Annotated in this window: 23 protein-coding genes and 1 pseudogene; 8 read left to right on the forward strand and 16 right to left on the reverse strand. The window is 63.6% G+C overall.

The window, feature by feature from the left end:
- Positions 1 to 113: 113 nt before the first annotated feature.
- The 6 genes from NCS67_RS19855 to NCS67_RS19880 all read right to left on the reverse strand — a co-directional run bounded on the left by NCS67_RS19855 (position 114) and on the right by NCS67_RS19880 (position 3,951).
- On the reverse strand, positions 114 to 422 hold the full coding sequence (locus NCS67_RS19855; protein WP_250436256.1) for a hypothetical protein: 309 nt from the start codon (positions 420 to 422) through the stop codon (positions 114 to 116).
- Between the two features lie 1,064 nt (positions 423 to 1,486).
- On the reverse strand, positions 1,487 to 1,996 hold the full coding sequence (locus NCS67_RS19860; RefSeq protein WP_250436258.1) for a GIY-YIG nuclease family protein: 510 nt from the start codon (positions 1,994 to 1,996) through the stop codon (positions 1,487 to 1,489).
- A 227-nt stretch (positions 1,997 to 2,223) separates the two neighbouring features.
- Positions 2,224 to 2,514: an MbcA/ParS/Xre antitoxin family protein gene (locus NCS67_RS19865; RefSeq protein WP_250436260.1), complete on the reverse strand. Its 291-nt coding sequence runs from the start codon at positions 2,512 to 2,514 to the stop codon at positions 2,224 to 2,226.
- A gap of 51 nt (positions 2,515 to 2,565) precedes the next feature.
- Complete coding sequence (locus NCS67_RS19870; protein WP_250436262.1) at positions 2,566 to 2,994, reverse strand: hypothetical protein; 429 nt, start codon at positions 2,992 to 2,994, stop codon at positions 2,566 to 2,568.
- Between the two features lie 311 nt (positions 2,995 to 3,305).
- Positions 3,306 to 3,536, reverse strand: coding sequence for an antitoxin Xre/MbcA/ParS toxin-binding domain-containing protein (locus tag NCS67_RS19875; RefSeq protein WP_250436263.1), 231 nt, complete (start codon positions 3,534 to 3,536; stop codon positions 3,306 to 3,308).
- Between the two features lie 154 nt (positions 3,537 to 3,690).
- Entirely contained in the window at positions 3,691 to 3,951 is a 261-nt protein-coding gene (locus tag NCS67_RS19880; RefSeq protein WP_250436264.1) for a hypothetical protein, read from the reverse strand.
- A gap of 818 nt (positions 3,952 to 4,769) precedes the next feature.
- Here NCS67_RS19880 and NCS67_RS19885 point away from each other — a divergent pair.
- Entirely contained in the window at positions 4,770 to 5,069 is a 300-nt protein-coding gene (locus NCS67_RS19885; protein ID WP_284504126.1) for a helix-turn-helix domain-containing protein, read from the forward strand.
- 684 nt (positions 5,070 to 5,753) lie between these two features.
- Here the strand turns inward: NCS67_RS19885 and NCS67_RS19890 are convergent.
- From NCS67_RS19890 to NCS67_RS19920, 7 genes are all read right to left on the reverse strand, one after another.
- Positions 5,754 to 6,410, reverse strand: coding sequence for a phosphorylase (locus NCS67_RS19890; protein WP_250436367.1), 657 nt, complete (start codon positions 6,408 to 6,410; stop codon positions 5,754 to 5,756).
- A 26-nt stretch (positions 6,411 to 6,436) separates the two neighbouring features.
- Complete coding sequence (shc, locus tag NCS67_RS19895; protein WP_008354271.1) at positions 6,437 to 8,416, reverse strand: squalene--hopene cyclase; 1,980 nt, start codon at positions 8,414 to 8,416, stop codon at positions 6,437 to 6,439.
- Positions 8,416 to 9,690, reverse strand: a complete 1,275-nt coding sequence (gene hpnE / locus NCS67_RS19900; RefSeq protein ID WP_008354270.1) for a hydroxysqualene dehydroxylase HpnE — start codon at positions 9,688 to 9,690, stop codon at positions 8,416 to 8,418. Before hpnE ends, shc begins: the two co-directional genes overlap by 1 nt.
- A complete protein-coding gene (gene hpnD, locus NCS67_RS19905) occupies positions 9,690 to 10,538 on the reverse strand; it encodes a presqualene diphosphate synthase HpnD (RefSeq protein ID WP_250436266.1) in 849 nt (282 codons plus the stop codon). The genes hpnE and hpnD overlap by 1 nt, the downstream gene beginning before the upstream one ends.
- Positions 10,539 to 10,786: 248 nt before the next feature.
- Positions 10,787 to 11,728 (reverse strand): sensor domain-containing diguanylate cyclase, encoded by a 942-nt coding sequence (locus NCS67_RS19910; protein WP_008354268.1) that lies wholly within the window; start codon positions 11,726 to 11,728, stop codon positions 10,787 to 10,789.
- A 3-nt stretch (positions 11,729 to 11,731) separates the two neighbouring features.
- Positions 11,732 to 12,355: a chemotaxis protein CheC gene (locus tag NCS67_RS19915; protein ID WP_008354267.1), complete on the reverse strand. Its 624-nt coding sequence runs from the start codon at positions 12,353 to 12,355 to the stop codon at positions 11,732 to 11,734.
- Entirely contained in the window at positions 12,348 to 12,716 is a 369-nt protein-coding gene (locus NCS67_RS19920; RefSeq protein WP_008354266.1) for a response regulator, read from the reverse strand. The genes NCS67_RS19915 and NCS67_RS19920 overlap by 8 nt, the downstream gene beginning before the upstream one ends.
- Positions 12,717 to 13,501: 785 nt before the next feature.
- On the opposite strand from NCS67_RS19920, the gene NCS67_RS19925 reads away from it, so the two are divergent.
- Together NCS67_RS19925 and NCS67_RS19930 are read left to right on the forward strand one after the other, a co-directional pair.
- On the forward strand, positions 13,502 to 15,760 hold the full coding sequence (locus NCS67_RS19925; RefSeq protein ID WP_502801869.1) for a hybrid sensor histidine kinase/response regulator family protein: 2,259 nt from the start codon (positions 13,502 to 13,504) through the stop codon (positions 15,758 to 15,760).
- Positions 15,761 to 15,938: 178 nt separating this feature from the next.
- Positions 15,939 to 17,300: a hypothetical protein gene (locus NCS67_RS19930; RefSeq protein WP_250436268.1), complete on the forward strand. Its 1,362-nt coding sequence runs from the start codon at positions 15,939 to 15,941 to the stop codon at positions 17,298 to 17,300.
- A 65-nt stretch (positions 17,301 to 17,365) separates the two neighbouring features.
- On the opposite strand, the gene NCS67_RS19935 is transcribed toward NCS67_RS19930, so the two are convergent.
- Entirely contained in the window at positions 17,366 to 17,917 is a 552-nt protein-coding gene (locus NCS67_RS19935; protein ID WP_008354262.1) for an NADPH-dependent FMN reductase, read from the reverse strand.
- Positions 17,918 to 18,416: 499 nt separating this feature from the next.
- Here NCS67_RS19935 and NCS67_RS19940 point away from each other — a divergent pair, with 499 nt between their 5' ends.
- Positions 18,417 to 18,656 (forward strand): DUF4148 domain-containing protein, encoded by a 240-nt coding sequence (locus tag NCS67_RS19940; RefSeq protein WP_250436270.1) that lies wholly within the window; start codon positions 18,417 to 18,419, stop codon positions 18,654 to 18,656.
- Between the two features lie 646 nt (positions 18,657 to 19,302).
- Entirely contained in the window at positions 19,303 to 19,872 is a 570-nt protein-coding gene (locus NCS67_RS19945; RefSeq protein WP_250436271.1) for a lipocalin family protein, read from the forward strand.
- 4 nt (positions 19,873 to 19,876) lie between these two features.
- Here the strand turns inward: NCS67_RS19945 and NCS67_RS19950 are convergent, their stop codons facing one another.
- Together NCS67_RS19950 and NCS67_RS19955 are read right to left on the reverse strand one after the other, a co-directional pair.
- Positions 19,877 to 20,143: a hypothetical protein gene (locus tag NCS67_RS19950; protein WP_008354259.1), complete on the reverse strand. Its 267-nt coding sequence runs from the start codon at positions 20,141 to 20,143 to the stop codon at positions 19,877 to 19,879.
- Positions 20,144 to 20,236: 93 nt separating this feature from the next.
- Positions 20,237 to 21,691: a sigma-54 interaction domain-containing protein gene (locus tag NCS67_RS19955; protein ID WP_008354258.1), complete on the reverse strand. Its 1,455-nt coding sequence runs from the start codon at positions 21,689 to 21,691 to the stop codon at positions 20,237 to 20,239.
- Positions 21,692 to 21,998: 307 nt separating this feature from the next.
- Here NCS67_RS19955 and NCS67_RS19960 point away from each other — a divergent pair, with 307 nt between their 5' ends.
- The 3 genes and pseudogenes from NCS67_RS19960 (at position 21,999) to NCS67_RS19970 (ending at position 26,653) form a co-directional block, all read left to right on the forward strand.
- Positions 21,999 to 23,399: a GntP family permease gene (locus NCS67_RS19960; RefSeq protein WP_008354257.1), complete on the forward strand. Its 1,401-nt coding sequence runs from the start codon at positions 21,999 to 22,001 to the stop codon at positions 23,397 to 23,399.
- A gap of 745 nt (positions 23,400 to 24,144) precedes the next feature.
- Positions 24,145 to 24,939, forward strand: a complete 795-nt coding sequence (locus NCS67_RS19965) for a 3-hydroxybutyrate dehydrogenase (RefSeq protein ID WP_008354256.1) — start codon at positions 24,145 to 24,147, stop codon at positions 24,937 to 24,939.
- A 154-nt stretch (positions 24,940 to 25,093) separates the two neighbouring features.
- Positions 25,094 to 26,653, forward strand: a pseudogene (locus tag NCS67_RS19970) (methyl-accepting chemotaxis protein).
- Positions 26,654 to 26,670 lie beyond the last annotated feature (17 nt).

Genomic DNA, 26,670 nt, shown 5'->3' on the forward strand with positions numbered 1-26,670 from the left:
GTGGGCTGGACCGGTTCGTGGCGTAGCCAATCGCATCTCGAAGCGTGTCGCCGCGCGTCACAGAGGTGCAGCAGCAATGAATGATTGTGCGAACCAACGTTCCGCTCATGACTTCACCTCGCTGTCAACGGCTGGCTGCCCCGCTCCAGGTTGGTCGTACCGTTCGACAAAATAACAACGCGCACCTGTCGCTGACGAACGTACTGCCCCGGGCGATCTTCGATATCGCCGTCATTGCCCGGGTAAAAGACCGAGTACTCATGCCCCGATTCGCTGCTTTCCTCGAACGTCCAAGCCTCTGTCGGAACGGTGACCGCCGCGATTTCATCCGCTTCGTCGATCCACGACCAAGCCTCGAGAAACAAGACGACACTTTCAGGGTCAACAGCGGATAGACGCTCTACCAGCTCACGAACCTTCATCGATAACTCCCTTCGCCAGTAAGACCTTCGGGGACCTACCGTTTTCGCCTTCGATACCCTTGGACCGCTCGGCAGAAAACAGAGTGTCCGTCACGATTCCCTTCAAGGACCGAACCGGCGCATGTCACCGACGCGGCTCGCGGACGTGCCTGCCGATGTACGGCCGACCACGTATAAGGCGGCCAACCGCGAAGCCGAGCCCGGCCGCGCCGGCTGGAATGTATAGCAGAGGCAAAGAAGAACATAACAAGTGCCCCCATTCCAATTGCGACCAGTGCATAGTTACCCCCCGCTTGAAAATGAAACGTAGTTGCTTCGCTCAGCGCTCTACGAAGTCTGCGGCGGCGGTCAACGCTTCCTTAACCTTCTTGATCGTGAGAAGTTGAAGCGGAGTGGCGCCGCCTTCAAACTCGATCGGGGTCGTGAAAAGTCCCACTTGTTCCAACCGGATGTTTCACCCAAGCGTCGGATGACCTTCGCGAAGTCATTGCGGTGGATCACGGACGGAAGAAAGAAAGCCGGGTAGTACGGTTCCTGTCCGAAGTCAACGCTGAATCTGACCCGAAGCGACGTTCTTGCTAAGTTTCTTCTCAGTCATAGCGGCGGGCCTGCAAAAGTCATCTCGTCGGAGCACCTTTCCCTGTCGAACAAGCCAGTAGCGCTCGGAGTTCGCAAATCACGCTCTCGGTCGAAGCCTCAGGTACCGACGTTCGACGCTTCGAAGTTCGCTGTATGCGTCTGCGGAGATCTTCTTCCTCCTCACGAATCGCCGGAAGGTCGAGGTTGTACACCGTGGCAACGCCGGCCATTTTGCGTAGCGTGTCTTTAAAAAGTCGGCCAATCTCTGCGTCGGAAAGCTCAAGAATGGCTTCAATGCCTATTGGGTCGAAAAGGATGGCGGCGACGACCGCTTGACGGGTGGCATATTCGATTCGAGCCTCCTCAGGCGAAGTACTGGCGTTCGTCCACCGTGCGGGGCGTCGCATTTGCTTTCCTTTTGGAGTGGCCAAAAAGACTGCTTGGCGCAACCTGTTAATCGCCGTGGACAAAGTTTGCTCCCCCGGTTAGCTTTTCAGCGCTTCCTGCCCGATACCTTCTTCGAACATGTCTTCGCCACAAATGATGTGATTGAGGACTCTTACAAGGGCATCGAAATGGGCGTCGTTGTGTGTCTCGGGATTGCTGATTCCGAGTTGCTTCAAATGTTGACGAATGCGCGGACCACATACTGGGTCGGTCCATATAGCATCGATGCGGTCGAGACAGAACTCGTAGTTCTCGTAGTGAAGATTTCCGACCTTCATGATCCTTGCCAGCATTTGATCAAGACCTAGTCCACAGAAGAACTCTCGCTGCTTTGAGACGCGATGCACATGAAGTTCCTTATGCACATCGCGCTCGTAGGCTTGGGCCGAGGGGTGATGGAACGTGCCGACAACATAGAACGGTGTTGGCACACCAGCCGGGCTGCTAAGTTCGAAAGCCCGTTTGGCAGGGTTCCCACTACAGCCGATCTTGTAGATGCCCGGCATGGACTCGTTAGCCATAATGTAGAGGTGGTCGATTATGATCATGGCTTTCAGCACACTCCTGTTGGCGAGCGAGCATCACTGCATTACAACGCGCAGGCAGGCTAATCGCCGCACGCACGGCGCCACGCAGCGCCCTCCAACGCGCCATCGATACGAAACGGTCAACTCTTCCAGGTTAACTTAGCGAAGCGGAAAGCTTTGTTTACCGAACGAACTTCCGCCCGATGTTCGTCGAGTATCTGACTTGTCGAGCTTTAGCGGCACTTCCTTTATGCACAGAACCCATAGCGAAGGTGATGCAATACATGCATAACCTCCTCTCGATCTCCCTGCGAAAGCAATTCCAATGCACTGCGTCCGCCAAAGCCGATGGTCCGGCTGATGAGCCAGCGCGCCGCTCGGTCTTCCGACTCGAACGTCGCGAAAAGTTCCTCGCTCACGACTGGATCGATCGTGCGCAGCGCTTCCATTGCTCGACGGCCAGTGTCTTCCAAGTCAGCGTAAAGCCTAGCCGCATCGGCGGTCAGCGGTTCAAGCGGATTGAAGTCACTTGAGATCATGTTCGTTTGCGCTGTTGGATTACGATCGGAACACTCGTTTCTCGTGCAGCTTCAGTTTATTGCGTGCTCGGGACAACGGCTCCGGAGCCATTGATCTTCGACAATACGGCCTCGGTTCCCGCAAACTTCACAAAGGCGAGCACTCATCGCTTCTGCCAGTACGATCATGCCTTGCTGTTCGTCATTTTGGCCACACGTGTAGAAGCGAAGCCTGCCGAATTTCTCCTTCACCTGCCTGGCAACGACCTGCGGCGCGCCGTTCTTCGTCGCGAACTGCAACTGCAGGCATAGGGCGTCGATGAGGTCATACCATCCGTCTCCGCATTCGAAACCCCAGTGCGCAAATGGCGACTGCACGGCAGGCATCACCGGATCGTCGGGATCTGCAATCGGCTCGACAACGAAGATCAGCGGGTAGTCGGCGCGCAGCCTGGCATCCGATCCGGGACTCAATTTGCTTCCTCCTATGTCCGCGCTCATCTTCGCGCGCCAGCTGTGCCGGTAGGCGGGGGCTTAAGGCCGACGCGCGTGGGACGTATTTGTGGACCGGCGTGCGCTCGATCATGGCTCCTCCGCCCGCGGACGGACTCGTAGAAAATGACGAAGCCACGCATACGGCGGAGAGCCTCCAATTCACGACGCCGGTCTCCGGCACTGTCCCGATTGCACGCGCTTCAGCCCTGGTGAAACAAGCATGTCGTCGATGAGGCAATCATCGAGTTTGATATTGACACGCATGATGTTTTGCCTTGATGCTCTGGGGTTCTCCGCGGACGCGTGCGCTGAACGTATCAGGCAAACACGCCGTGCTCGATCCGTCCCAGCGTATCCGTCACGCTTTCTTCGCCGACGTCGGGGTCCATAAGGCTCATTGGCGTGGCGTCTCCCAAGGCGTCGACCAGTGTCTCGATCCAGGCGAATGCCAAATCAAGATCGTCAAACACCTCGGCGGCCCGAGCTAAGACACGCGCAACCCGCAGCAACTTAGCTGAGTTCTCACTGCTCCACCCCTCGCTTCTCATACGCTCCTCCTGACCACTCGACCGCGGGTCTGATATGGGACGCTATCAACGGACACGAAGCAAGGGCACCCCGGCCGAACAGGCCCTTGATACTCCTCCGCCGACGTTTCTCCCACGCTCACGATACGCCGCAGGCGACTGGAGCCCTTGTTGTCTAGTTCTTCGACCACGACGTGTCTCTTGACCACTCCGGCGGCAATAAACCTAATTGACGCGCGGTGACCGTTGGCAACCGAATCAGCACTGTCCCGGGCGTCGTCACTGCTAGCGAGCCCCGAATCATCACCACGTCGGCCTGAACGCCGTCGAGCTCGAGATAGACGACATCGTCGTCATCAAACAGCTCTTCGTACAGGTGCCAGGCGGGCAGTTCGCCTTCCTTGTCCTGATATCGAATCGTGCACTTGGTGCTCACATCACTGCCTCTGAGTCAGTTTCATATCGCCCCAATCGATGTCCACCAGCCAGAGCGAAAAGCGGTCAAGCGGGCACAGCGGTTGGCGGTTGGCGGTTGGCGGTCCTCACAACGATGCGCGATAACTCGGTGACGCATGGTCAGCTTCGGATCATAGATTGCTGTTTCGCCAGTGCATGAAGCGCTGCGTCGACATAGTGCTGCCGTTTGCGGTCGCGTTATTGCGCGTGCAAATCACTTCATCCCCGGAGACTGCAAGGCTTGCTCCTTGCGCCTGGGCGCACTCGAGAGCCGCGAGCGCATCGTGCGCGACATTGGAAATGTCGATTAAAGGATTTCCCCTTTTAGAGGGCGCCGCTGGTTGGACCGAACGCCGCAAACGTATCCTTTGGACTACCGACGACTTCGAATCCGTCGCCCTTGCAGAGCTTATTAGTAACTCCAACACGTTCACCCCTCGACAGCCCGCTCTCTCCTGAAGGCCTTGACGGAATTCGAATTCTTCGTATATCTCGGACAGATTCACTGTGACGTCGGTCGCGACGCAAAGTTGCGGCACTGAGCTGGAGTGAAGTATGCCGATAGCCCCCTCTTGTTCACTCAGCCCAGGTCGACACAGTGCTATCAACTCGGCGATGAACCGAATTAGCCACCAATGCAGGTCGCCGGCGCTTGCTCGCCGCGCGGCATCCAATGACCGCCACGACTGCTGCGTAGTATAGTAAAAAAAATATGTAGTGTCCAGTCAGCCAGTTAGTAGCCGGTCAGTTTATAAACTGTAGATTTGCGCGCTGCGATAGGCGATGCTCCTGCCCCATATGGCAGAAAACGTAGGCGCGCGCCAAACGGAAGTCCGCGGGCGAATCGCGAGCAATCTCAAAGTACTTCGCGGCAAACGAGGCATGTCCCAAGAGAAGCTTGCGGACCGTGCTGGTTTGCATCGCACCCAGCTCAGCGTCATCGAGCGCGGGCAGTCGAATGTCATGGTCGACACTCTTGTGGCCTTGGCGGAAGCGCTCGGAGTCGATGCAGTCGAGCTACTGGTTGAGAGTAACGAAGTGCCGATACGGCTCGAGGCCGGTCGGAAGAGGAAGCAACAAGTGTCGCCCGAGGATTGAATAGCAGGCGTCGCTATGATCCCGAAGCGGAGCTCCGGCTCACAGGCTATTGACGCCGACGAAGAAGCGACGTCCTTCGCAGTTGGAAGCAGGCGTGGTCGAGCATCCGACGGGGCACGGTGCCGGTCGGTCCGAACACGCGGCCCGACAATGCGACGAGCATAGTCACGATGGTGTCGTGCACGAATAACGGCACGAGCATGACTGCGCGGGACGGCCGTGATCGCGAGAGCGGTTCGGGCCAACTACATCCCGAATGCCCCAACCGTTGCCTGCCATTCCTGGGGCCGCTTTGACCGAATACCTGCGTGCCGACTACTCGCGGCCTCCGCCGGCATCTCCTAAGCCATGGACGATGTCCCAACCCTGGACGCCGCCCCAATAATGGAAAGCATAAAGAAAATTTGTAACTTCGATTGCCGCGGTATGGTCTGTTACAAAATGTAACAGACCCAAAAACCGATCTCTCCGGTTGACGAGTTGATATGTCAGTCTGGAAAAGTGCCGTTCGGGTTCAGGTCTTCGGGCTTGACCCATTTACGGGTGTGGAAATTCATTTGCGGTACCTCGCTTTCATTGCTGCGCGCGTCGCGGAGTTCTGTAGACGCGCGCCAGATCAGGGTTTTCCCTGATTATACCGAGATGAGGGTTAACCCGCAGAAAGCAAGGGATGAGACCGAAGCGCTATGCCACCACCAACGCCCGCGCCGATTCCATCGCGTGCCGCGCCTGCACAAGCGTCGCGCGGGCGTCGCGGGCATCGGATGCAAGGCGCAGAAGCGCGCCCAACTGCGCGGGATCGCGGACCAATTCGCGCAAAATCGGACCGATCGCCGTCGTGCCGTCATCGCGCAAACCGGCCGTCGCGGCGGTCGGCAACGTTCGCCACGCGGGATCGACCACGGCGCGGCACACTGCGAACGGCAAGCCGCGCGCCGTCGCGATGGCCCCGGCGATATGCGATTCCATATCGACGGCCAGCGCGCCCGTCGACGAATGCAGCGAGCGCTTTTCCGCCTCGGTCTTGACGGGCGCCGTGACGCCAGCCGTCTTGCCGCGCCGCGTGACGCGCTCGACGGGCGTGCCCGCGAACGCATCGACGATGCGCGCCGACCACGCCGCATCGGTATGCAGCTCGCCGAAAGGACCGCACACGCTGTCGGCGACGATCAGCGCGCCCGGCTTCAGATCCGGTGCGAGCCCGCCCGCCGTGCCGAAGCTGACGATTCCCGAACAGCCGCGCGTGAGCGCATCGGACAGCGCGCGCTCGAGCAGATCGGCGCGCGCCGCGAATACGACATCGACGCCGCGTCCGCGCACGATCTTCGCCTCGAACGCCATGCCGGTCACGGCGACGACGGGCGCGTTCACATCGCCGCCGTCACGCGCGTGAGCCCGTCGCGCGTCAGATTGCGATAGCGCGCGAGCGCCCACAGCGGGAAGAACTTGCGATAGCCGTGGTATCGCAGATAGAACACGCGCGGAAAACCGGTCGCGGTGAAGCGCGTTTCATCCCACAGGCCGTGCTTTTGCTGCGTCTTCAGCAGATAGCCGACGCCGCGCGCGACCGCCGGATGCTCGACGAGACCGGCCGCCATCAGCCCGAGCAGCGCCCACGCCGTCTGCGACGCGGTGCTCGGCGCCTGCTCATAACCGCGATAGTCGAGCTTGTAGCTGTCGCCGTCCTCGCCCCAGCCGCCGTCGTCGTTCTGGATGCCGATGAGCCAGTCCGCCGCGCGCTTCATGCGCGTGTCCGTCGGCGCGACGCCCGCCGCGTTCAGCGCGGACATCGCCGACCAGGTGCCGTAGATGAAATTCATGCCCCAGCGCCCGTACCAGCTTCCGTCGCGCTCCTGATCTCGCACGATGTACTCGAACGCGCGACGCGCCGGCTCGCTGTTCAACGACGTCTCGCCGAGTTGCGCGAGCATCGACAGGCAGCGCGCGGAAACGTCGACGGTCGGCGGATCGAGCAGCGCGCCGTGATCCGAGAACGGGATGTTGTTCAGGTAAAACTGCGTGTTTTCGGGCTCGAACGCGCCCCAGCCGCCGTCGCTGCTCTGCATGCCGACGACCCATTCGCGCGCGCGCGCAATCGACTCGCCGTACAGCGCCGTGCCGTTTTCGCGATCGGCGCGTTCCATCGCCATCGCGACGACGGCGGTGTCGTCGACATCCGGATAGTGCGGGTTCGCGAACTGGAACGCCCAGCCGCCGGGCCGCACGTCCGGGCGGCGCGAAACCCAGTCGCCGCGCACGTCGAGAATCTGCAGCGGCACCAACCAGTCGAGGCCGCGCCGGACCGCCGCGCGCGCCTTCGGCACGCCGGTTTCGAGCAGCGCGTGCGCCGCGAGCGACGTGTCCCACACCGGCGACAGACACGGCTGGCAATACGCTTCGCCGTCGTCGGCTGGGTCGATGACGAGCAGCTTGTCGAGCGACTTGCGCGCGATCGCGCGGTTCGGATGCTCGGGCGGATAGCCGAGCACGTCGTACATCATCACCGAGTTGGCCATCGCCGGGAAAATCGCGCCGAGGCCGTCCTCGCCGTTCAGCCGCTCGTCGACGAAACGCACGGCTTCATCGATCGCGCGTTCGCGGCCGGCTTTCGGCAGAAGCGGATCGGCGACGCGCAGAATCGAATCGACCACGCGGAAAAAGGCGAACCAGCCGCGGCTCTGGTGCCCGGCGCGCGACGGCATCCCCGTATTGACCGGCGGGTTCGTGAACACTTCGTCGATACGCACGCCGCGCGGATTGCGGGCGCGCGGGCGCTTGGCGTTGAGCACGAGCATCGGCACGATCACCGTGCGCGCCCAGTACGACACCTTCGACAGATGGAACGGGAACCACATCGGCAGACGCATGATCTCGACGGGCATCATCGGCACCGCGCGCCACGACACGACGCCGAACAGCGCGAGCAGGATACGGGTGAACACGTTCACTTTCTCCGCGCCGCCCGCGGCGAGGATTGCTGCGCGGGCGCGCTCCATGTGCGGTGCGTCGGGCGAATCGCCGATCATCTTCAGCGCGAAATACGCCTTCACGGTCGCGGAGACATCCATCGCGCCGTCGGTGAAAAGCGGCCAGCCGCCGTCCTCGCGCTGAATGCGGCGCAGATAGCGGCCGATCTTCGCTTCGAGCTTTTCGTCGGCGGTCTCGCCGAGATAGTGGACGAGCAGCACGTATTCGGCGGGAATCGTTGCGTCCGCTTCGAGTTCGTAGAGCCAGTAGCCTTCCGGATGTTGCGCCGCGAGCAGCGCATCGGTGGCGTGGTTGACGGCGGCGTCGAGCGGCGCGCCCGAAACCTGCGCGCCCACGGCCGAAAGGGATAAATCGTTCATCAGCGTTCCATCGATTGATTCAACAGCGCATCCGCGGCCTTCTGGCCGGAGCGGATCGCGCCTTCGATCGTCGCGGGCAGGCCGGTCGCCGTCCAGTCGCCCGCGAGCGTGAAATTGCGCCAGCGGGTGCGCGTGGCGGCCCGCAAGCCTTCCTGCGCCGGCACGGCGGCAAACGTCGCATGTTCATCGACGACGACTTGCCAGGGCGGCGTCGGCACGGCGGGCATCCGCACGGCCTTCGCCGCTTCGCGCCAGACCGCCTGCGCGAGCTCTTCGTGCGGCGTCGCGAGCCATTGGCCGGCGCTCGACAGCGTGACCGAGAGCCGTCCGTCGGCCGCGAAAAGCCGGTCCGACATGCCGTTGACGAGACACGTCAGCGGCTCGAAGCCCACGGGTGCATCGACGGCAAAATGCACGGTGACGATCGCGCGCGATGCGTCCGGCGCGCTCAACCCCGGCACGAGGCGCCGGGCCGCATCGGGCGGCACGGCGAGCACCACGCCGTCGCCGGGCGCGAGCGTCAGCGGGTCTGCGCCGTCGAAAGCGAGCGAGCTTACACGCTCCGTCGAATCCGTGCCGGATACCCCGACGGCCGCGACGCGCGAGCCGAGCCGGATCTCCGCGCCGCCGTACTGCAAGAGCCGCAGCGCGGGCTCGACGAACGCGTGCGACAACCCGCTTCTCGCGATGAGCGGACGGCACGCCTGGCCGCCTTGCGCGACGGTTTCGCGCAGCAGGCCGGCCGCGAGTTCCGCGCTCGCCTCGGACGGATCGGCGTTGAGCATCGCGCGCAAGAGCGGGCGCGCGAGCAGGTTCCATACGCGATCCTTGCGCCGCACGCATTCTTCGACCGTGCGGCCCGGTTTCGCCCACAGGAGCGGCAGAAACGGCAGGTAGTCGGCCGGCTGCGTGCCGGGCACGCGCGCGTCGGCATCGAAGATCCAGCGCGGCAGGCGTCCGGACGACATGCGGATCGTCCACGCGTCGCCGCTCGCGACATCGAAAAAAGGATAGTCGGGCTGCGTCGGGCCGATCAGCGTATCGGTTGCGCCGATCGCGCGCAGGTACGCCATCGTCGATTGGTAGCCCGAAAGCAGCAGATGATTGCCGTTGTCGAGCGTGACGCCGAGCTTCGTATCGAAGAAAGAGCGGCAGCGTCCGCCCGCGTGAGGCGCGGCGTCGAGCAGCACGACGCGCGCGCCGCGCCGTTGCGCCTCGACCGCGGCGGCAAGACCGGCGATGCCCGCTCCGACGACGAAAACCCGCCGGGACATCAGATCAGATTGCGCGCCACGATCCACAGCAGGCGCGAGCGCGGCGTCCGCACGCGCGTGCGCGGCAGGTCGAAACCGCGTTTGAGATTGGCGTCGAGCACGGTGCGATACGCCGCCGACATGATGCGCGGCGCGCGCACCTGCGATCGCGGCGAAGCCGCCATGATCGCGTCGGACTGCGCGTAGTGGCCCTTCGCGCGCTCGGCCAGCACGGCGCACACGCGCGGCAGGCGTGCGTCGCCGACGATGCTCGCCGGATCGCTCGTCGAAATGCCTTCGCGCGCGAGCAACTCGCGCGGCAGATACACGCGGCCGATTTCGGCGTCTTCGTCGATGTCGCGCAGGATGTTGGTGAGTTGCAGCGCGCGCCCCAGATGATGCGCGAGCCGCCGGCCGGCGTCCTCGTGCATCCCGAAGATCCTCACCGACAGCCGGCCGACGGCGCTCGCCACGCGGTCGCAATAGAGGTCGAGCGTGGCTTCGTCGGGTGCGACGATATCGCCGGCGGCGTCCATCGCCATGCCGTCGATCACGGCGTGGAAGTCGTCGCGGGAAAGCCGGAAAGCCTGGATGTGCTGCGTGAGCGCTTCGAGCGATTTCTTCGGCGCGCCGGCGTAGCACGCATCGATGTCCTCGCGCCACTGGTCGAGCGCGAGCGCGCGCTCGCGGCGCGGCAGCGTGCCTTCGTCGGCGATGTCGTCGACCGCGCGGCAGAACGCGTAAATCTGGTACATCGCGTCGCGCTGCGCAGCCGGAAGGATACGCATCGCGAGATAAAACGAGCTTCCCGACGACGTTTTCGCGGCGTCGGGGGCAGGATCGTCAGCGATGATGTTGGAAACGGCCAAGACGAACTCCGCTGTGGCGCCCCCACGGGCAAATTAAGAGATCGGGCGCCGGACCCGACGCGGCCCGGCGCGCGCGGAACCACCTGGCGCTGAGCGGGACGATCAAGGAAGAAAGCCGGCGCGAGCCGGCTGCGACTGCGCCGGAAGCGGCAAAGAGTATATCAATACTTTGCCCGATTGCGCCGGAGCCGCGCGGGGCATGGCGCGGCGCATCGGGCGCGGTTTCAGGGGCGGATTCAGGCGCGTTTTCAGGCAAATCCCACCGAGCGATTGCGCCCTTCGCGCTTGGCCGTGTAAAGCGCCGCATCCGCCTCGTTGATGAGCGCTTCGTACGACGACGTCACGCCGGTGCGCGCACGCGCCACGCCGACGCTCGCCGTCACGGGCACGCGCGCGTTCTGCACGTCGACGGGCGTCTCGCCGATCTCCCTCCGCACTTTCTCCGCGACGATCATCGCGTCGTCGAAATTCGTGCACGGCAAGAGCAGCGCGAATTCCTCGCCGCCAAAACGCCCGAACACGTCCTGCACGCGCACGGCCTTGGCGACGCGCTCGGCCATCACGCGCAGGACCGTATCGCCGACGAGGTGGCCGCGATCGTCGTTGATGCGTTTGAAATGGTCGAGATCGAAGAGCAGCATCGACAGTTCGCCGCCGTAGCGATGCCAGCGCTGGAATTCGTCGCGCAATCGCAGCTCGAAATAGCGCCGGTTCGCGATGCCGGTCAAGCCGTCGCGGTCCGCGAATTCCTGCAGTTTCGCGACGGCTTCGTCCCGGGCGCGCTGCATCATGCTCGCGTGCGTCACGTCGGAAATCGTCACGCAGACGGCGCGCACGTCCCCCTCCAGCGTGAGCGGCATGAACGTGCAGTCCTGCTGCATGTAATCGACGCCGCCGGTGATCGGCCGGTCGTGGTCGAACTTGAAGAGATACGGGCGCTGCTCCCACGAACTGAACGCGAAGCTCCCGAGCTGGAACACGCTTTCGACCTTGCGCGTGAACCACACGCGCGGCAGTTCCGGAAAGCTCGCGAAAATCGATTTGCCGATCACTTGCTCGGCCGTCTTGCCGCTGTGGTCCTGCATGAAGCGGTTCCACATCAGCACGTTGAGGTCGCGATCGAGCACGAAGATGCCGAATCCGACACGCTCGATCACCAGCTCGCTCAGCAGATGGCGCAGGTCTTCCATTCGTCAGAGGCTCGACAGCAGCGCATCGAGCGCTTCGCTCAGATGCGCGATCGCGTCCTCGGCCATCAGCATCACGAGATGCGCGCGAAAACTGTGGTCTTCGAGCGCGAAATTCACTTCGAGCAGGAGCGCCGTCTTCCACGCGAGCATCGCGGGCTGAAAGACCTCGTCGAGCCCGATGTCCGAGCCGAGCATGCCGGGCGGCGAAAAAATCGGCGAACGGCCGAGGCGGTCGAGAATGCACGACACGCACGCGCCCATCAGCACCGTCGCGATATCGAAGACGAGCTCGGTGCGCGTCGTCGTCGTGTACGTGGACTTCGTGTAGGGATCGTCGACGAGCGCGCACAGCTGATCGACGCTGCCGCTCTTGCAGAGCACGATCGCCTCGCCCTTGATGTCCGAGCGGAAGCCCTGGCGCACGGCGGTGACGGTATCGGTGATGCCGGTCATCTCCGAAAGCGCCGCGGATGCCTCCGCCACGCTCACGACGCGCACGCGCGGCACCGACAGCTCGATGAACGTGCCGAGCAGCTTCGAAAGACGCGTCGCGGCCTGGCCCATCGCCATGTTGGCCACTTCCTGCAGCGCGTCGCGCTGATCTTCGTTGAGGGCGGTTTCAAGCATGGAGACCGTACTCCTTCAATACGGGGCGCAGCGCTTCGGGCGTCACCGGCTTCGGCAGGAAGGCGATCGCGCCGAGCGCGCGTACGCGTTCCTGGGCCATCGGCTGCACATCGGCGGATACGACGATCACGAACGTATTCAGATCTTCGTGCTGCAAGGCGTCGAGAACCTGATAGCCCGTCATGTCGGGCATCGTCAGATCGAGGAACATCACCGAGGCGCGGCCGGCCCGATAGTGCTCGAGCGCCTCGCGCCCGTTGGTCGCGTAGGAGATCTCGACGTCCCAGTCCGGGGGCAGCGCGCGCGTCAGCACCTTGCGCGCGAGCAGTGAATCATCGGCAATGACAATCGGCAACGGCATGGTCGGCAGGATCTTTTAGGCTGTTTTCGGGCGGAGAACGGTCGTGTCGACGGACACGGCGGGCTCTCGTATGGATTACGGCATCCGCGCAGCGATCTTTATAGCGATGTTCACGGAAGAACCGGCGTGAGCCCTTGGGCCCGGCGGGAATGCGGGCGCTGTCGGTGATGCAGGTCGGCGGCGATGAGCCAGGCGCGTCGCCTGTCGACGTCGGCGCGCCACGCGGCGGGCGGGCGCTGTGTAATCAGCGCGCGCCCAGTGCGCGATGGATGCTGGCTCTCGATCGGCGTCATGTTGCCTGCCCCGTGCGTGATCCGGAGATCCCGGACCTTGGCCTTTTTCTCCTCGCTCGGTCGCGCTGCCTGCCCGCATCTGCCGGGCAAGCGGTACTTCGCCCCGACGCGCGCCGGGAGGCTGCTTGTATTCCCCGGCCGACGCTCTCAGCGGCGTTTCGGATCGGAGGATTGCATTGTCTGATTATCAGAATGTCAAAGCAACTCGATGAGGCGCCAAGCGAGAATTAATATGATGAAATAAGGTTCGATACGGGTGAATTCTGCTCGATGTGTTCCGATGCGCTGTCAGTCCATGCTTTTGTGTACGTTTGCGCTTCCAAGAATCTCGCTAACTGCGCGCCGCGTGCAAGCTTCGTTCGACGGCCGGGAAGGCTGAATCGCGCCGATCCGGCATGCTTCGTGCGTCCTAGTTGCGGTTGCACCGTCCACGCCCGCTACCGCGTACGAAAGGTACGGGCCATGAGTAAGTTTTCCAATTCGCTGCCAAAAATGACGCTGCAACGTGAGGAGTCCGACGCCGTTCCCGCCGCGCAGTCGTGGCAGGAGGAACCGCCTTTTCCGGTGGTGCCCGAGCGCAACTTCGCCGCGCAGCGCCTCACGCTCTATGCGTTGCTGGTCGCGGCGGTCGTGCTGCCGTGCGTGTACGTCGCCATCACCGCATACACCGATTACCACGCGCGCGTCGCCGACGCCTCCGATCTGGTCGCGCGCAACGCCCGCGTCGCGGAAGAACACGCGCTGAAAGTCTTCGATCTGAACGTGACGCTCAACGAGCGCATCGTCGATCTGCTCGACGGCCTCGACGCCGCCGCGATCCGCCGAGAAAGCGCCACGATCCATCAGCGCCTCAAGGCGATCAGCGGCTCCTATCAGCAAGTTGCGGCGGCATCCGTGTTCGGCGCCGACGGCAAGCTGCTCGCGACGAGCCGCATCTGGCCGACGCCCGACATCTCCGTTGCCGAGCGCGACGATTTCGGCGGCCTGCGCGCCGGCCAGAGCCAGCGGATTTCGCGCGTGATGGTCGGCCGCGTCGCCGGCGAGCAGGTGTTCAACACGGCGATCGCGCGGCGCACGCCGGCGGGCGCGTTCGACGGCATGGTGACGATCGCGCTGCGCCCATCGTATTTCAGCGCGTTCTATCGCGAGCTGATCGGCGATAACCCGAGCGTGTCGCTCGGTCTGACGCGCGCGGACGGCGAAGTGCTCGCGTGGTATCCGCCGCGCCCGGCCGATCGCATGGCGCTCGCGGCCAGCTCGCCGCTGCGCGAGGCGTACCGCGCGGGCGGCCGAAGCGGCGTCGTCAGGATGGTTTCGGGGCTGGACGATCAGCTGAAGATCGTCGCGTTCCGGCGCGTCGGCGGGTATCCGGCCTATGTATCGAGCGGCTATCCGATCGCGACGATCTGGTCGGCATGGTGGAAGCATCTGAGCGTGCTCGCGCTCTCGATCTTCGCGCCGTGCGTCGTGCTGTGGGGCGTAATCGCGCAGTCGTTGCGGCGCCTCGCGACCGAAGAGGAAGCGTGGGAGCGCTGGCAGGCCGAAGCGTCGATGCGCCGCTCGATCGAATCGGCGTATCGGCAGGCGCGCAAGATGGAGGCGCTCGGCAATCTCGTCGGCAGCGTCGCGCACGACTTCAACAATCTGCTGATGATCGTCTCGACCAACGTGCAGATCGCGCGGCGGCGCGGCGCGCCCGGCCTCGATCGCGAACTCACGGCGATGGAACGCGCGCTGAAAAGCGGCCAGTCGCTCACGCGGCAACTGCTCGGCGTCGCGCGCAAGCAGCCGTTGCGCAGCGAGATCATCGCGATCGGCAAATGGGTGCCGGCGGGGCGCGAGTTGCTGCGCGCATCGCTCGGTGCGAAGGTGGCGCTCAGCGTCGAAGTCGCGCCGGAGGTGTGGGCGATCCGCGTCGATCCGGCGGAACTGGAGCTCGCGCTCATCAACGTCGCGGTGAACGCGCGCGACGCGATGCCCAACGGCGGCACCTTCACCGTGCGCGCCGGCAACGTGCGCTTTCGCCACGAGGACGGCTTTCCGATCACCGGCGAATTCGTGCAGATCACGCTCGAAGACAACGGCTTCGGCATGAGCGCCGAAGTGCTCGGGCGCGCGTTCGAACCGCTTTTCACGACCAAGCCGAAAGGCATGGGCACGGGCCTCGGCCTGCCGCAGGTGTTCGCGTTCTGCGAGCGCGCGGGCGGGCTCGCGACCATCGACAGCGCGATCGGCGCGGGCACCGCCGTGCGTCTGTACCTGCCGCGCGCGACGGCGGCGGCGCCCGGCGCGGCCGCGAAGCACGAACAAGCGGCGTCGCAGGAAGCGGACGGCTTGCGCGTGCTGCTCGTCGAGGACAACGAGGAAGTCGCCGCCGGCACCGAAGCGCTGCTCACGATGATGGGCCACCACGTCACCTACCTCTTCAACGCCGATGCCGCCGCCACGATGCTCGAAGCCGCGCGCGCCGACGCATCGGCCGGTTTTCCGTTCGATGTCGTGCTCTCCGACATTCACATGCCGGGGCAGATGAACGGCATCGATCTCGCCGAAATGATGCAGCGCTTTCACCCGCGCATTCCGGTGATCCTCGTCACGGGTTACGCGGAAGAGCTCGACCGCGCGCGGCAGGTCGGCGCGCGCGTGCTGTCCAAGCCGTTCGACATCGCGCTGCTCGACGCGCTCCTGCGCGCGATCCACGACGGCGCGACGCCTTCCGATCTGCGCGCGGCGCGTTCGGTCGATCGCTGAACCGCCCGCGCTGCAATCGACTTTTGCACGCGCGTTTGTAAAAGCGCCGGCTCCTTTTCCCGCGCCGTGCCGCTCGCGCCGGTTCACGCGCATCCGGCACGCGAGTTGCGTGAATGCCGACATGCGCGGCGACCGACGTCGCCGATTTTCGGAATTCGCCCATCCGCAGGAGGCGTACATGCGACACACCGTCATCGGAGTTTTCGACACCTATGCGCAGGCCGAGGACGCGCGCTCGGCCCTGATCGCCGCCGGCTTCCTGCGCGCGGATATCGAACTGCAGGCCAATCCCAAGCGCGACGATGCAGCCACGCCGTCCGACATGCCCGATGCCGTCACGCATCAGGAGCCGGGCGTGCTCGCCAACATCGAGCGCTTCTTCAGCATGCTCTTCGGCGGACGCGATCAGCCGCCGGAAGTCGCGCACTATTCCGAGGCCGTGCGGCGCGGTGCGATCCTCGTCGCCGTCGAAACGCCGAGCGTCGAGCAGGCCGACATCGCGCGCGCGACGCTGTCCGATCAGGGCGCGATCGATATCGATGAACGCGCGGCAAGCTGGACGACGCTCGAACACGGCACGTCCGCGGCGGCCGCCGATGACCGCGATCATTCGGTGCTCGACGAACTGGGCCTCGGACGCGGCAGCGCGGTGCCGGGACGCGAGCCGGTGAACGATCCCGACCAGACGCCGTCGCGTGCGCGGGCTTATCCGCACGCCGATGTCGGCGATCCGGCCGCGCTGACGCCGCGCGATTACGTCAGCGATCCCGCCGACGATCCGCTGATGCCGCGCGGCGGCATGTCGCAATCGCAGTCCCAATCCCAGTCGATGACGAGCGACGCCGAACGCACCGCCCGCGATCCGCTCGCCGGTCGCGACCCGGTCACGGGCCGGGATTCGTACGCGACGACCGGCGCCGATCCGCTCGCCGATTCGCTCGCCGGGACGCGCGCCGATCCGCTCGCGGCGCGCACCGAACTCGCGGGCGATTCGCTATCGGAGCGCGACGCCATCGCGGGCCGCGATCCGCTTCGCACGACCGGCGCGGTGCCGCCCGAGCGCGCTCCGTTGCCCGGCGTGCGTACCGACACGGCGTCCGAATGGCGCTCCGTCGAACCGCTGAGCCCGCTCGACGAACCCGCGACGCCGTCTCAGGCGGGCGCGGCGCGCGCGGCGGGATCGTCGCCCGATCCGGTTGTCGCTTCGGCGGGAACGCAGGCGGGCGGGCCGGTCGGACCCATCGGAAATCCGCAAAACGTGCCCAATGAATTCATGGAGTACGAAGACGACTTCCGCGCCGATTACGCATCGAAGTATTCGGCGACGGGCGAGCCTTACGAGGACTATCAGGGCGCGTATCGCTACGGCGCGACGCTCGGCAACGACGATCGATTCCGCAGCCGCACCTGGGACGATCAGATGGAATACGAAACGCGCCGCGACTGGGAGAGCAAGCACCCCGAAGGCGATACGTGGGAACGCTTCAAGGCGGCGATTCGTCACGGCTGGGATCGTGTGACGGGACATCATCACGTCTGAGTTCCGAGCCGCTCACGACAACGGCCCGCTTGCGCGGGCCGTTTTTTCGTGTGAACGGTGAGCGCTCAGGCCGCCCGATCCCGCACCCATGCGACGTACTTGTCCATGAACGTCTGCAGATATTTGCGCGTGTCTTCGCTCACGATATTGCCGTTTTCGTCGATGCGCTTTTCGTCGTGCTTGATGTACATCTCCGGCTGATTCATCAGCACGATGTCGAGGTACGCGCACACGCCGCGCAGATGCGACTGCGCGATCGCCGTGCCGATCGCCCCGACCGACGTCCCGATGATCGCGCCCGGCTTGCCGCCCCACGCGCTTTGTCCCCACGGACGCGAGCCCCAGTCGAGCGCGTTCTTCAGCACACCGGGAATCGAGCGGTTGTATTCCGGCGTGACGATCAAGAGGCCGTTTGCTTCGGCGATCTTCTGCTTGAACGTGCGCGCGGCTTCGGGAAAGTCGCTGTCGTAGTCCTGGCTGTACAGCGGCAGGCTGCCGATGTCGAGAAACTCGAACGAGAAATCGCCCGGCGCGAGCGACACCAGCGCATGCGCGAGCTGCTTGTTGAACGAACCCTGTCGCAGACTGCCGACGACCACCGCGATCTTTAAGGCCATGAGATCTTCCCCGTCAAAGGTATGAAAAGGCGGATGAAGCGTTCCGGACAACGCCGTCCTCGCGACGACGCGCGTGCACATGATAGGCGCTTCGCGGGTCGGCCGTCTTCATGCGCGCAGTCAATCGGGACTATTTTTGCGATGAATCGAGCAATGTACCTCGCGCCGCGCCACTACGCGGTTCACAGTGAGCTATCCCCATGGTTATCCACAGTTTCTGTGGATAAGTCGAGAGTAACTTTGATTCCGATAATTTTCTGATTCAACCACGAAACAAAGCGCCCCAAGTCGCGCAAAAAGGTCGTACGAATCAGAACGCATCCTTGCTGATCGCGTAAAAATCTCCGTATTAAGTGAGCTATTACTTGCCATCGCGGGCCCGCATTCATCCACTCTGAACAACAATGTGTTGGCTCAATCAGTATTTTTGTCCAATAGGAATCCTCCTAGACTGCCTCTCAAGCGTCGGCCCCGACGCACACGCATCCAAGAGATTCAAATGAAAAGCTCATTGATCGGCGGTCTCGTTTTGTCGGCGCTTCTCGCCACCGCGCCCGCTTTTGCGCAATCGACGCCTGTGGGCAAGACCCGCGCCGAAGTGAAAACGGAGCTACAGAGCGCGCGTCGCGCGGGCAATCTGGATGCGGTCAACGCGCTGAGCTATCCGCAATTGCGTCCTTATCAGGAACGACACGCACAGCTTCAGGCCGGCGTGCGCGACGGCTCCAGCGCGCACTGAACAGCAGCGATTTCGATAATCAGAGGAAGCAGTCTGAACTGGCCCTCCTCCACCGTCGGAATGAAGGTGGTTCGCCCGGTGCCCCGCGCCGGGCTTTTTTTCGCGGTCAGAGCAAAGCCGCGTTCAGTACGCGCAGCCCGCGATGATGAGACCGAAGACCGGCAGCATGATGGCGAGCTCCGAGGGAAAAAGGTGAGACGTTTCGGGAGCCTCCCCACGGTGAGCCAGCCGATACAGCCGCGCCTCACTTATAGCCGGATCATCGGGATCGCGAAGCAATTCGGCAGCTCAGTCACATTCTTAAGTGGACCACCCAAGCCGTTGTTCTTTAACGCATTCGACTTGCTTGACCACGATGCGGCGCGGCATGTACTTCGAGCCGCCCGGTCATCGTTTCGAAACGCGCCGGCTTCGGCTACGCGACGCGCTCCGCTAAAGGTGAGCAGATTCGGGAGTCAGGAAAAGGCCTTGTCGTCAGGCCGCGGCCCAGGAATTAAACCCAGTCGGCACAGCTACTTGCGCTTCCCGCGGTTATTTACCCGCGTCATGGATACGCCTTGAGGTGAGGAAATTCGGGAGCCACTCGGCGGACGGAACGGCACTTGCTGCTCTGTCAGCCCTCGTACTTCTCACCCACCCCGGCAACATGACCATCAAAAGACCTTGGGCATACGGCGCTGCGGCGCTGGCTCTGATCGGCGGCGTCGCGACGCTGGCTGCATGCGCGTCGAACGGGGCGCGCCCAAGCGGCAACGACAACGTGCCCGAACCGTCGAAGGCCGTCGACATCGATCGCTATCTCGGTCACTGGCACGAGTTCGCGCGTTACGAAAATCGCTTCGAGCGCAATTCCGAAGCCGTCACGGCGAACTACGCGCGTCGCGAGGACGGGCTCGTATCCGTCGTCAACGCGTGCAGGCAAGGCGGGCTGAGCGGTCCGTACCGGTCGGCGGAAGGACGCGCGAAGATCGTCCCCGGATCGAATGGGACGAAGCTGAAGGTGTCGTTCTTCGGTCCGTTCTATGTCGGCGACTACTGGATTCTCGATCACGCCGACGATTACACGTGGTCCATCGTCGGCGAACCGACCGGGCGTTATCTGTGGATTTTGACGCGCGAGGCGAAGCCTTCGGCGGAGTTGCGTCGCACGCTGATCGAGCGCACGCGCGCGCTCGGTTACGACGTCACGATGCTGCGCGAAACGCAGCAAGGCTGACTTTTCAGCTTGCCTTGCAAGCGACGAGCAGCGAGTTCTGATTGTTCTCGGTCGACTGGCCAAGCACGTCGTAGCCGTTCGGACAGAGCGCCTTCGCGTTGTCCGTGCAATTGCGCCATCCGCCGTAGGCGGGGCATTGAATCTGTTGCGTCGGACGTCCGTCGGCGGAGAAAAGCGGCGGCGCGCTGCTGCATCCGGCGAGGGCCCACGCGCTGCCCGCCAGCATGATCGAAAGGCCGAGTTTTCTGCCGAGTTCCGTCGCGCTTTTCATCCGCTACCCCTTTGATTCTTGGTCGTTATTTTTCGATTTCGGGAGTATGCCACGCGAAGCTTTCGCGACAATTCGCCTGTTCGCAAAAGTGCGTCAGACGGCGATGCCGAGCGCCGCGATCTTCTTGTACAACGTCGCCCGTCCGATGCCGATTTTCTCCGCCGCATCCGCGACCCGACCGCCGCTCGCGCGCAACGCATCCGAGAGAAAGCGCCGCTCGAAATCGGCCATCGCGTCGGCGTACGACACGTTCGGCGGCTCGTCGCCTTCCTGGGCGACGGGTTCGGCCTGCGCCGCGATCGCCACTCGCCCCGCATCGATGAACGCGGAGAGCGCGCGGGCGTCGATGTGCTCGGTTTCGGACAGCATCAACGCGCGTTCGAGCGTGTTGCGCAGTTCGCGGACATTGCCGGGCCAGGAATACGCCTCGAGCAGTTGCAGGCCATCTTTATGCAGCACGAAATGGCCGACGTGCCCCGGCCGCGTATCGGCGGACAGGTCTTCGAGGATCGCGTAAGCGAGCGCTTCGATATCGGCGAGCCGGTCGCGCAACGGCGGCGCGTGGATCGTCAGCACGTTCAGCCGATAGAACAGGTCCGCGCGAAAGCGTCCCGCCGCGACGAGCGCGGGCAGATCGGCGGAGGTCGCCGCGATGATGCGGACATCCGCGCGCACGATGCGATTCGAGCCGAGCGGCTCGAACTCCTTGTCCTGCAGCACGCGCAGCAGCTTGCCCTGAAGCGGCAGCGGCATATCGCCGATTTCGTCGAGGAAAAGCGTGCCGCCATCGGCGAGTTCGAACTTGCCGACGCGCCCTTTCCGCTCCGCGCCCGTGTACGCGCCCGCCGCCGCGCCGAAGAACTCGACTTCGAGCAGCGTGTCGGGGATCGCCGCGACGTTGACGGTCACGAGCGGCTTACCCGCGCGCGTCGACGCGCCGTGGATCGAATGGGCGAGCAGTTCCTTGCCGGTGCCGGTTTCGCCGAGCAGAAGCACGGGCGAATCGACGAGCGCCGCGCGCCGCGCCTGACGTTTCACTTCGAGACTGACCGGGCTCGTGCCGACGAAGCTCGAAAACGTATACTTCGCGCGCCGCGCCTGCGCGAGCGACTGGCGCGTCGCGATCAGTTCCTGCTGCACGCGCGAGTAATGCGCGAACAGCGGCGTGAGCGCCTTCATCTCGTCGAAGAGCGCGAAGCCGATCGCGCCGACCGTCGCGCCGGAGTCGTCCTTTAGCGGCAGACGCGTGACGACGAGCGGCTCGCGATCCGTTTCCAGCACGTCGAGCAGAATCGGCTTGCCGGTCGCGACGACCTCGCGCATCAGGCTGTTCGGAATCACCGCTTCGCAGTCGAGTCCGATCGCGTCGAGCGGATCGTCGAAGCCGAAGCGCGCCGCGTAGCGCTTGTTGATCCACACGACGCGCGCGTCCGCGTCGACGATGAAGGTGCCTTCGCTCAGATTCTCGAAGGTCTTGAAAAGCGACTCCATCGCGCGGCGCATCACGTCGCTGTAGTCCGCCGGCACGTTGATCCAGTCGTTGCGCATGGCGCCCAAAGTCTCCGTTTTCTCCATATCGAGACGACTATCTCAATCCGGAGACGCGCCCGCTATCCGCATCTGCACTAGTTCTCAATGCTGTATGCAGCTGTTTCGATAGACGAGGATGTCTCCTTTCGGAGACATTTTCCTGAAACCTTGCGATGTCATCTTCCCCTGATGCCTGTCGCGCCTGAGTTCCAGCACACTGGCACGGAAAGTGCATTTTGCACGCGCGGTGCGTTATCCATGCGCCGGCAGCGCTTCCAGAAGAGGCGCGCTGACAGTTTCAAAGAACAACCATCACGGAGACTCAATGTCGTTCATCATCGTGCTCGCCGCCCTGGCGTTCCTGATGCTCGCCGCCTATCGCGGCTACAGCGTCATTCTTTTTGCGCCGATCGCCGCGCTCGCGGCCGTCCTCCTCACCGATCCCGCTGCCGTCGCGCCCGTTTTCTCCGGCATCTTCATGGAGAAGATGGTCGGCTTCGTGAAGCTCTACTTTCCTGTGTTTCTGCTCGGCGCGGTGTTCGGCAAGGTCATCGAGCTGTCGGGATTCTCGGAGTCGATCGTCGCCGCAGCCATTCGATACATCGGCAAGTCGCGCGTGAATGCGGTGATCGTCGCGGTGTGCGCGTTGCTCACCTATGGCGGCGTGTCGCTGTTCGTCGTCGTGTTCGCGGTGTATCCGTTCGCGGCTGAGATGTATCGGCAGAGCAATATTCCGAAGCGTCTGATGCCGGGCGCGATTGCGCTGGGCGCTTTCTCGTTCACGATGGATTCGCTGCCGGGCACGCCGCAGATTCAGAACATCATCCCGACGACGTTCTTCAAGACGACTGGCTGGGCCGCGCCGTGGCTGGGCGTGATCGGTTCGCTGTTCATTATCGTCGTCGGCCTGGCGTTTCTCGAATGGCGCCGGCGCTCGGCGATGGCCAAGGGCGAAGGCTACGGCACGTCGCTCGTGAATGAGCCGGAGCGTGTGGAATCGACGTCGCTGCCGAATCCGATGCTCGCGATCGCGCCGCTGATTCTCGTCGGCGTTGCCAACTTCGCGCTGACGAAGTGGATTCCGACGTGGTATGGCGCGAGCTATACCGTGCCGCCGGAAGTGCTGCCGGGCGTGCATGCGCCTGTCACGACGGCTGTCAAAACCGTCGTCGCGATCTGGGCGGTGGAAGGTGCGTTGCTGCTTGGCATCGTGCTCGTTCTGCTGACCGCGTTTTCGCGCGTGAAGGAGCGGTTCGCGGTGGGGACGCGGGCGGCCGTTGCGGGGGCGCTCCTCGCGGCGATGAACACGGCTTCCGAATATGGCTTCGGTGGTGTGATCGCGGCTTTGCCAGGGTTTCTCGTGGTCAGCGATGCGCTCAAGAGCATTCCCAATCCGCTCGTCAATGCGGCTATCTCCGTTTCGTCACTCGCGGGGATTACGGGGTCTGCTTCCGGCGGGATGAGTATCGCGCTTGCTGCCATGTCGGATACGTTTATCGCTGGCGCTCAAGCTGCACATATTCCTTTGGAAGTGCTGCATCGCGTTGTGGCTATGGCCTCCGGTGGTATGGATACGCTGCCGCATAACGGTGCTGTTATCACTCTTCTGGCCGTGACCGGGCTCACGCATCGCGAGTCTTATCGCGATATTTTCGCTGTGACCATCATCAAGACTTTGGCTGTGTTCTTTGTTATCGCAGTTTATTACGCGACCGGAATTGTTTGATTTTTTTCGGTTTATGCCGGATCCCGTTTTCTTAGTGGTCTATTAGCGTTGCCCCTGTGCGGGGCGGCACCTACTTTCTTTGCTGCTGCAAAGAAAGTAGGCAAAGAAAGCAGCTTTTCAAGCCCGCGGTCACACGCAATTTGGGTAGTCCTCTCGTCCTAGGCGGCACTCGCCTAAAGAGTGCCCTCGAAGGACTAACCGGGCTTGGCTCGCGCACGGTCTGCCGCCCGAAACCGTTGAGAACGCTGGTTCAGCACGAAATGGCTTCGGCACAGCGCTACGCGCTGCCGCCGGGTATGCAAGGGAAACCGGCGAGCGGCGAGTGCCGTGAGATGGAGGCGCTAGTGGAGAAGCACATGCATCCCCGATTGACCGTTCGGCCGCGAAGCGGGCTGGAGCTATTTCGTGCTGAACCAGTTTGTTATGTGGTGCGATGTTACAGACCGTGCGCGAGCCAAGCCCGATTAGGTGTTTGAGGGCACTCTTTAGGCAGCCCACGATGGACGAGAGGACTACCCAAATTGCGTGTGACCGCGGGCGTATCAGTAGCTGCTTTCTTTGCTTACTTTCTTTGCAGCAGCAAAGAAAGTGAGTGCCGCCCCGCACAGGGGCAGTGCTAATAGACCGACACGATCACGGGATCCGGCGAAAAAAAAGAAAAAACCCTAATTTACGCACAGCAAGCCAACACACCAAACTCCGCAGAACCCGATCAAAACCCCGGAAAGAAGGAAAAAACCCGCATATGACCCAAACCGCATTGAACAAAGCGCTCGCCGGCAAGACGGCATTGGTGACCGGCTCGACGAGCGGCATCGGCCTCGGCATCGCGACGGCACTCGCACAGGCAGGCGCGAATCTCGTGCTCAACGGTTTCGGCGATATCGAAGGCGCGCTGAAGCAGATCGAAGCCACCGGCGTGAAAGCGGTCCACCATCCCGCCGACATGACGAAGCCCGAAGAAATCGAAGCGATGATCGCCTTCGCAAACGAGCAATTCGGCGCCGTCGATGTCCTCGTCAACAACGCCGGCATCCAGCACGTCGCGACCATCGACGAATTCCCGGTCGATCGCTGGGACGCGATCATCGCGATTAACCTCAGCTCGGCGTTCCACACGATGCGCGTCGCGCTGCCGCAAATGCGCGCGCGCAACTGGGGCCGCGTCATCAATATCGCGTCGGTGCACGGGCTCGTCGGCTCGGCGGGCAAATCGGCGTACGTCGCCGCGAAACACGGCATTCTCGGCCTGACCAAAGTCGCCGCGCTCGAAAACGCCCGCACCGGCGTGACCGTCAACGCAATCTGCCCAGGCTTCGTGCTCACGCCGCTCGTGCAGAAACAGATCGACGATCTCGCCGCGCGCGACTCGCTCACGCCGGACGCGGCCCGCGCCAAGCTGCTCGGCGACAAACAGCCGTCCGCGCAATTCGTGACGGCGCAGCAGATCGGCGATATGGCCGTGTTCCTCTGCTCCGATGCCGCCAGCGAAATGCGCGGCTCGGCGCTGCAAATCGACGGCGGATGGAGCGCGCAGTAACTGACGCGCCCCTATCGGCGACAAATCGCCACACTTGAGCGTTTCAGTCGGATTCCCCTAAAGATTGTGGGGCCAATCGCCGTTATGTCCTTGTAATAAGACGCGCGCCGCCTTCGAAAAGCGGCGCGCGACGCGAAGAAGAATCAAGGACATCATGCGCAATAACCAGCCCGTAACCCAGCAAGAGTTCGAATTCCCCGCCTCGGCGATGCTCGTCTCCGCCACCGACCTTTCCGGCAACATCCAGTACTGCAATCCGGCTTTCGTGTCGGTGTCGGGCTTCTCGCGCGACGAGCTGGTCGGCCAGCCGCACAACCTCATCCGGCATCCCGACATGCCGCGCGAAGCGTTCGCCGATCTCTGGTCGACCGTGCGCGCCGGCCGCTCGTGGACCGCGCTCGTTAAGAATCGCCGCAAGAACGGCGATCACTAATGGGTGCGCGCGAACGTCACGCCGGTGATGGACCACGGCAAGGTCGTCGGCTATCTCTCCGTGCGCGTGAAGCCGACGCGCGATGAAATCCGCGACGCCACCGCGCTCTACGCGCAGATCAAGGCCGGCAACGCGTCGCGACGCCTCGTGCGCGGCGCGCTCGTGAAGAACGGCATCGCGGGCAAGCTCGCGGCGCTCGCGAACCTGCCGGTGAGTTCGCGTCTCGCCACGGCTTTCGCCGCCGTGCCCGTCAGCATGCTGGTCGCGGCGCTGGCAGGATGGCGCGGCGTGCCGCCGCTGCCCTTCTGGATCGCGCTCGGCGTGAGTTCCGTTGCGAGCTTCGTGGGCTGGCTCGCGCTTTCGCGTCAGGTCGATGCGCCCGTCCGCACGATGTCCGGTTTCGCGGCGCGCATGGCCGCGGGCGATCTGACCGCCGACATGCCCGATGCGCGTCACGACGATCTCGGCGACGTGCAGCGCGCGCTCGGGCAGTTGAAGGCGAATCTCGCGGCGATCGTCTTCGACGTGCGCGGCCAGATCGGCGGCATGCTCGAGGCCGCCAACGAAATTTCGAGCGGCAACACGGACTTGTCGCGCCGCACGGAGATGCAGGCGGCATCGCTCGAACAGACGGCCGCGACGATGGATCAGCTCACGACGACCGTGCAAGGCAACGCCGACGCCACCGTGCGCGCGCTGGAAGTCGTCAAGGAAGCGCAGGCCGCGGCGGACGACGGCGGGCGCATCGCGAGCCAGGTCGAGCAGACGATGGCGGGCATCACGGCGGCGTCGCGGCGCATCGCGGACATCACCGATGTCATCGACGGCATCGCGTTCCAGACCAACATCCTCGCGCTCAACGCGGCCGTCGAGGCGGCGCGCGCCGGCGAAGCGGGCCGCTCGTTCGCGGTCGTCGCGACCGAAGTGCGCAATCTGGCGCAGCGCTGCGCGGCATCGGCGAAGGAAATCGAAGGCGTCGTCGCGACGAGCGTCGCGCAGATCGCGGAAGGCACGAGCCTCGTCGCGCGCACGACGAGCCAGATGCGCGCCATCGACGAAGCGGTGAACCGCGTATCGGCGATCATCATGGAAGTCGCGAAGGCGAGCGGCGAGCAGGCCGAGGGCATCGCGCAGGTGAATCAGGCGGTCGCGCATCTCGACGATTCGACCCAGCAGAACGCCGCGCTCGTCGAGCAGGCGGCGGCCACCGCGCAGCGCCTCGCGGAACGCGCGGTCGTGCTCGACGAAGCCGTGCGCCTCTTTACCGTGGCGAAGGCTTAGGATCGCTTGGTACTATC

Source organism: Caballeronia sp. ATUFL_F2_KS9A, from assembly GCF_023630765.1.
Lineage (GTDB): Bacteria > Pseudomonadota > Gammaproteobacteria > Burkholderiales > Burkholderiaceae > Caballeronia > Caballeronia zhejiangensis.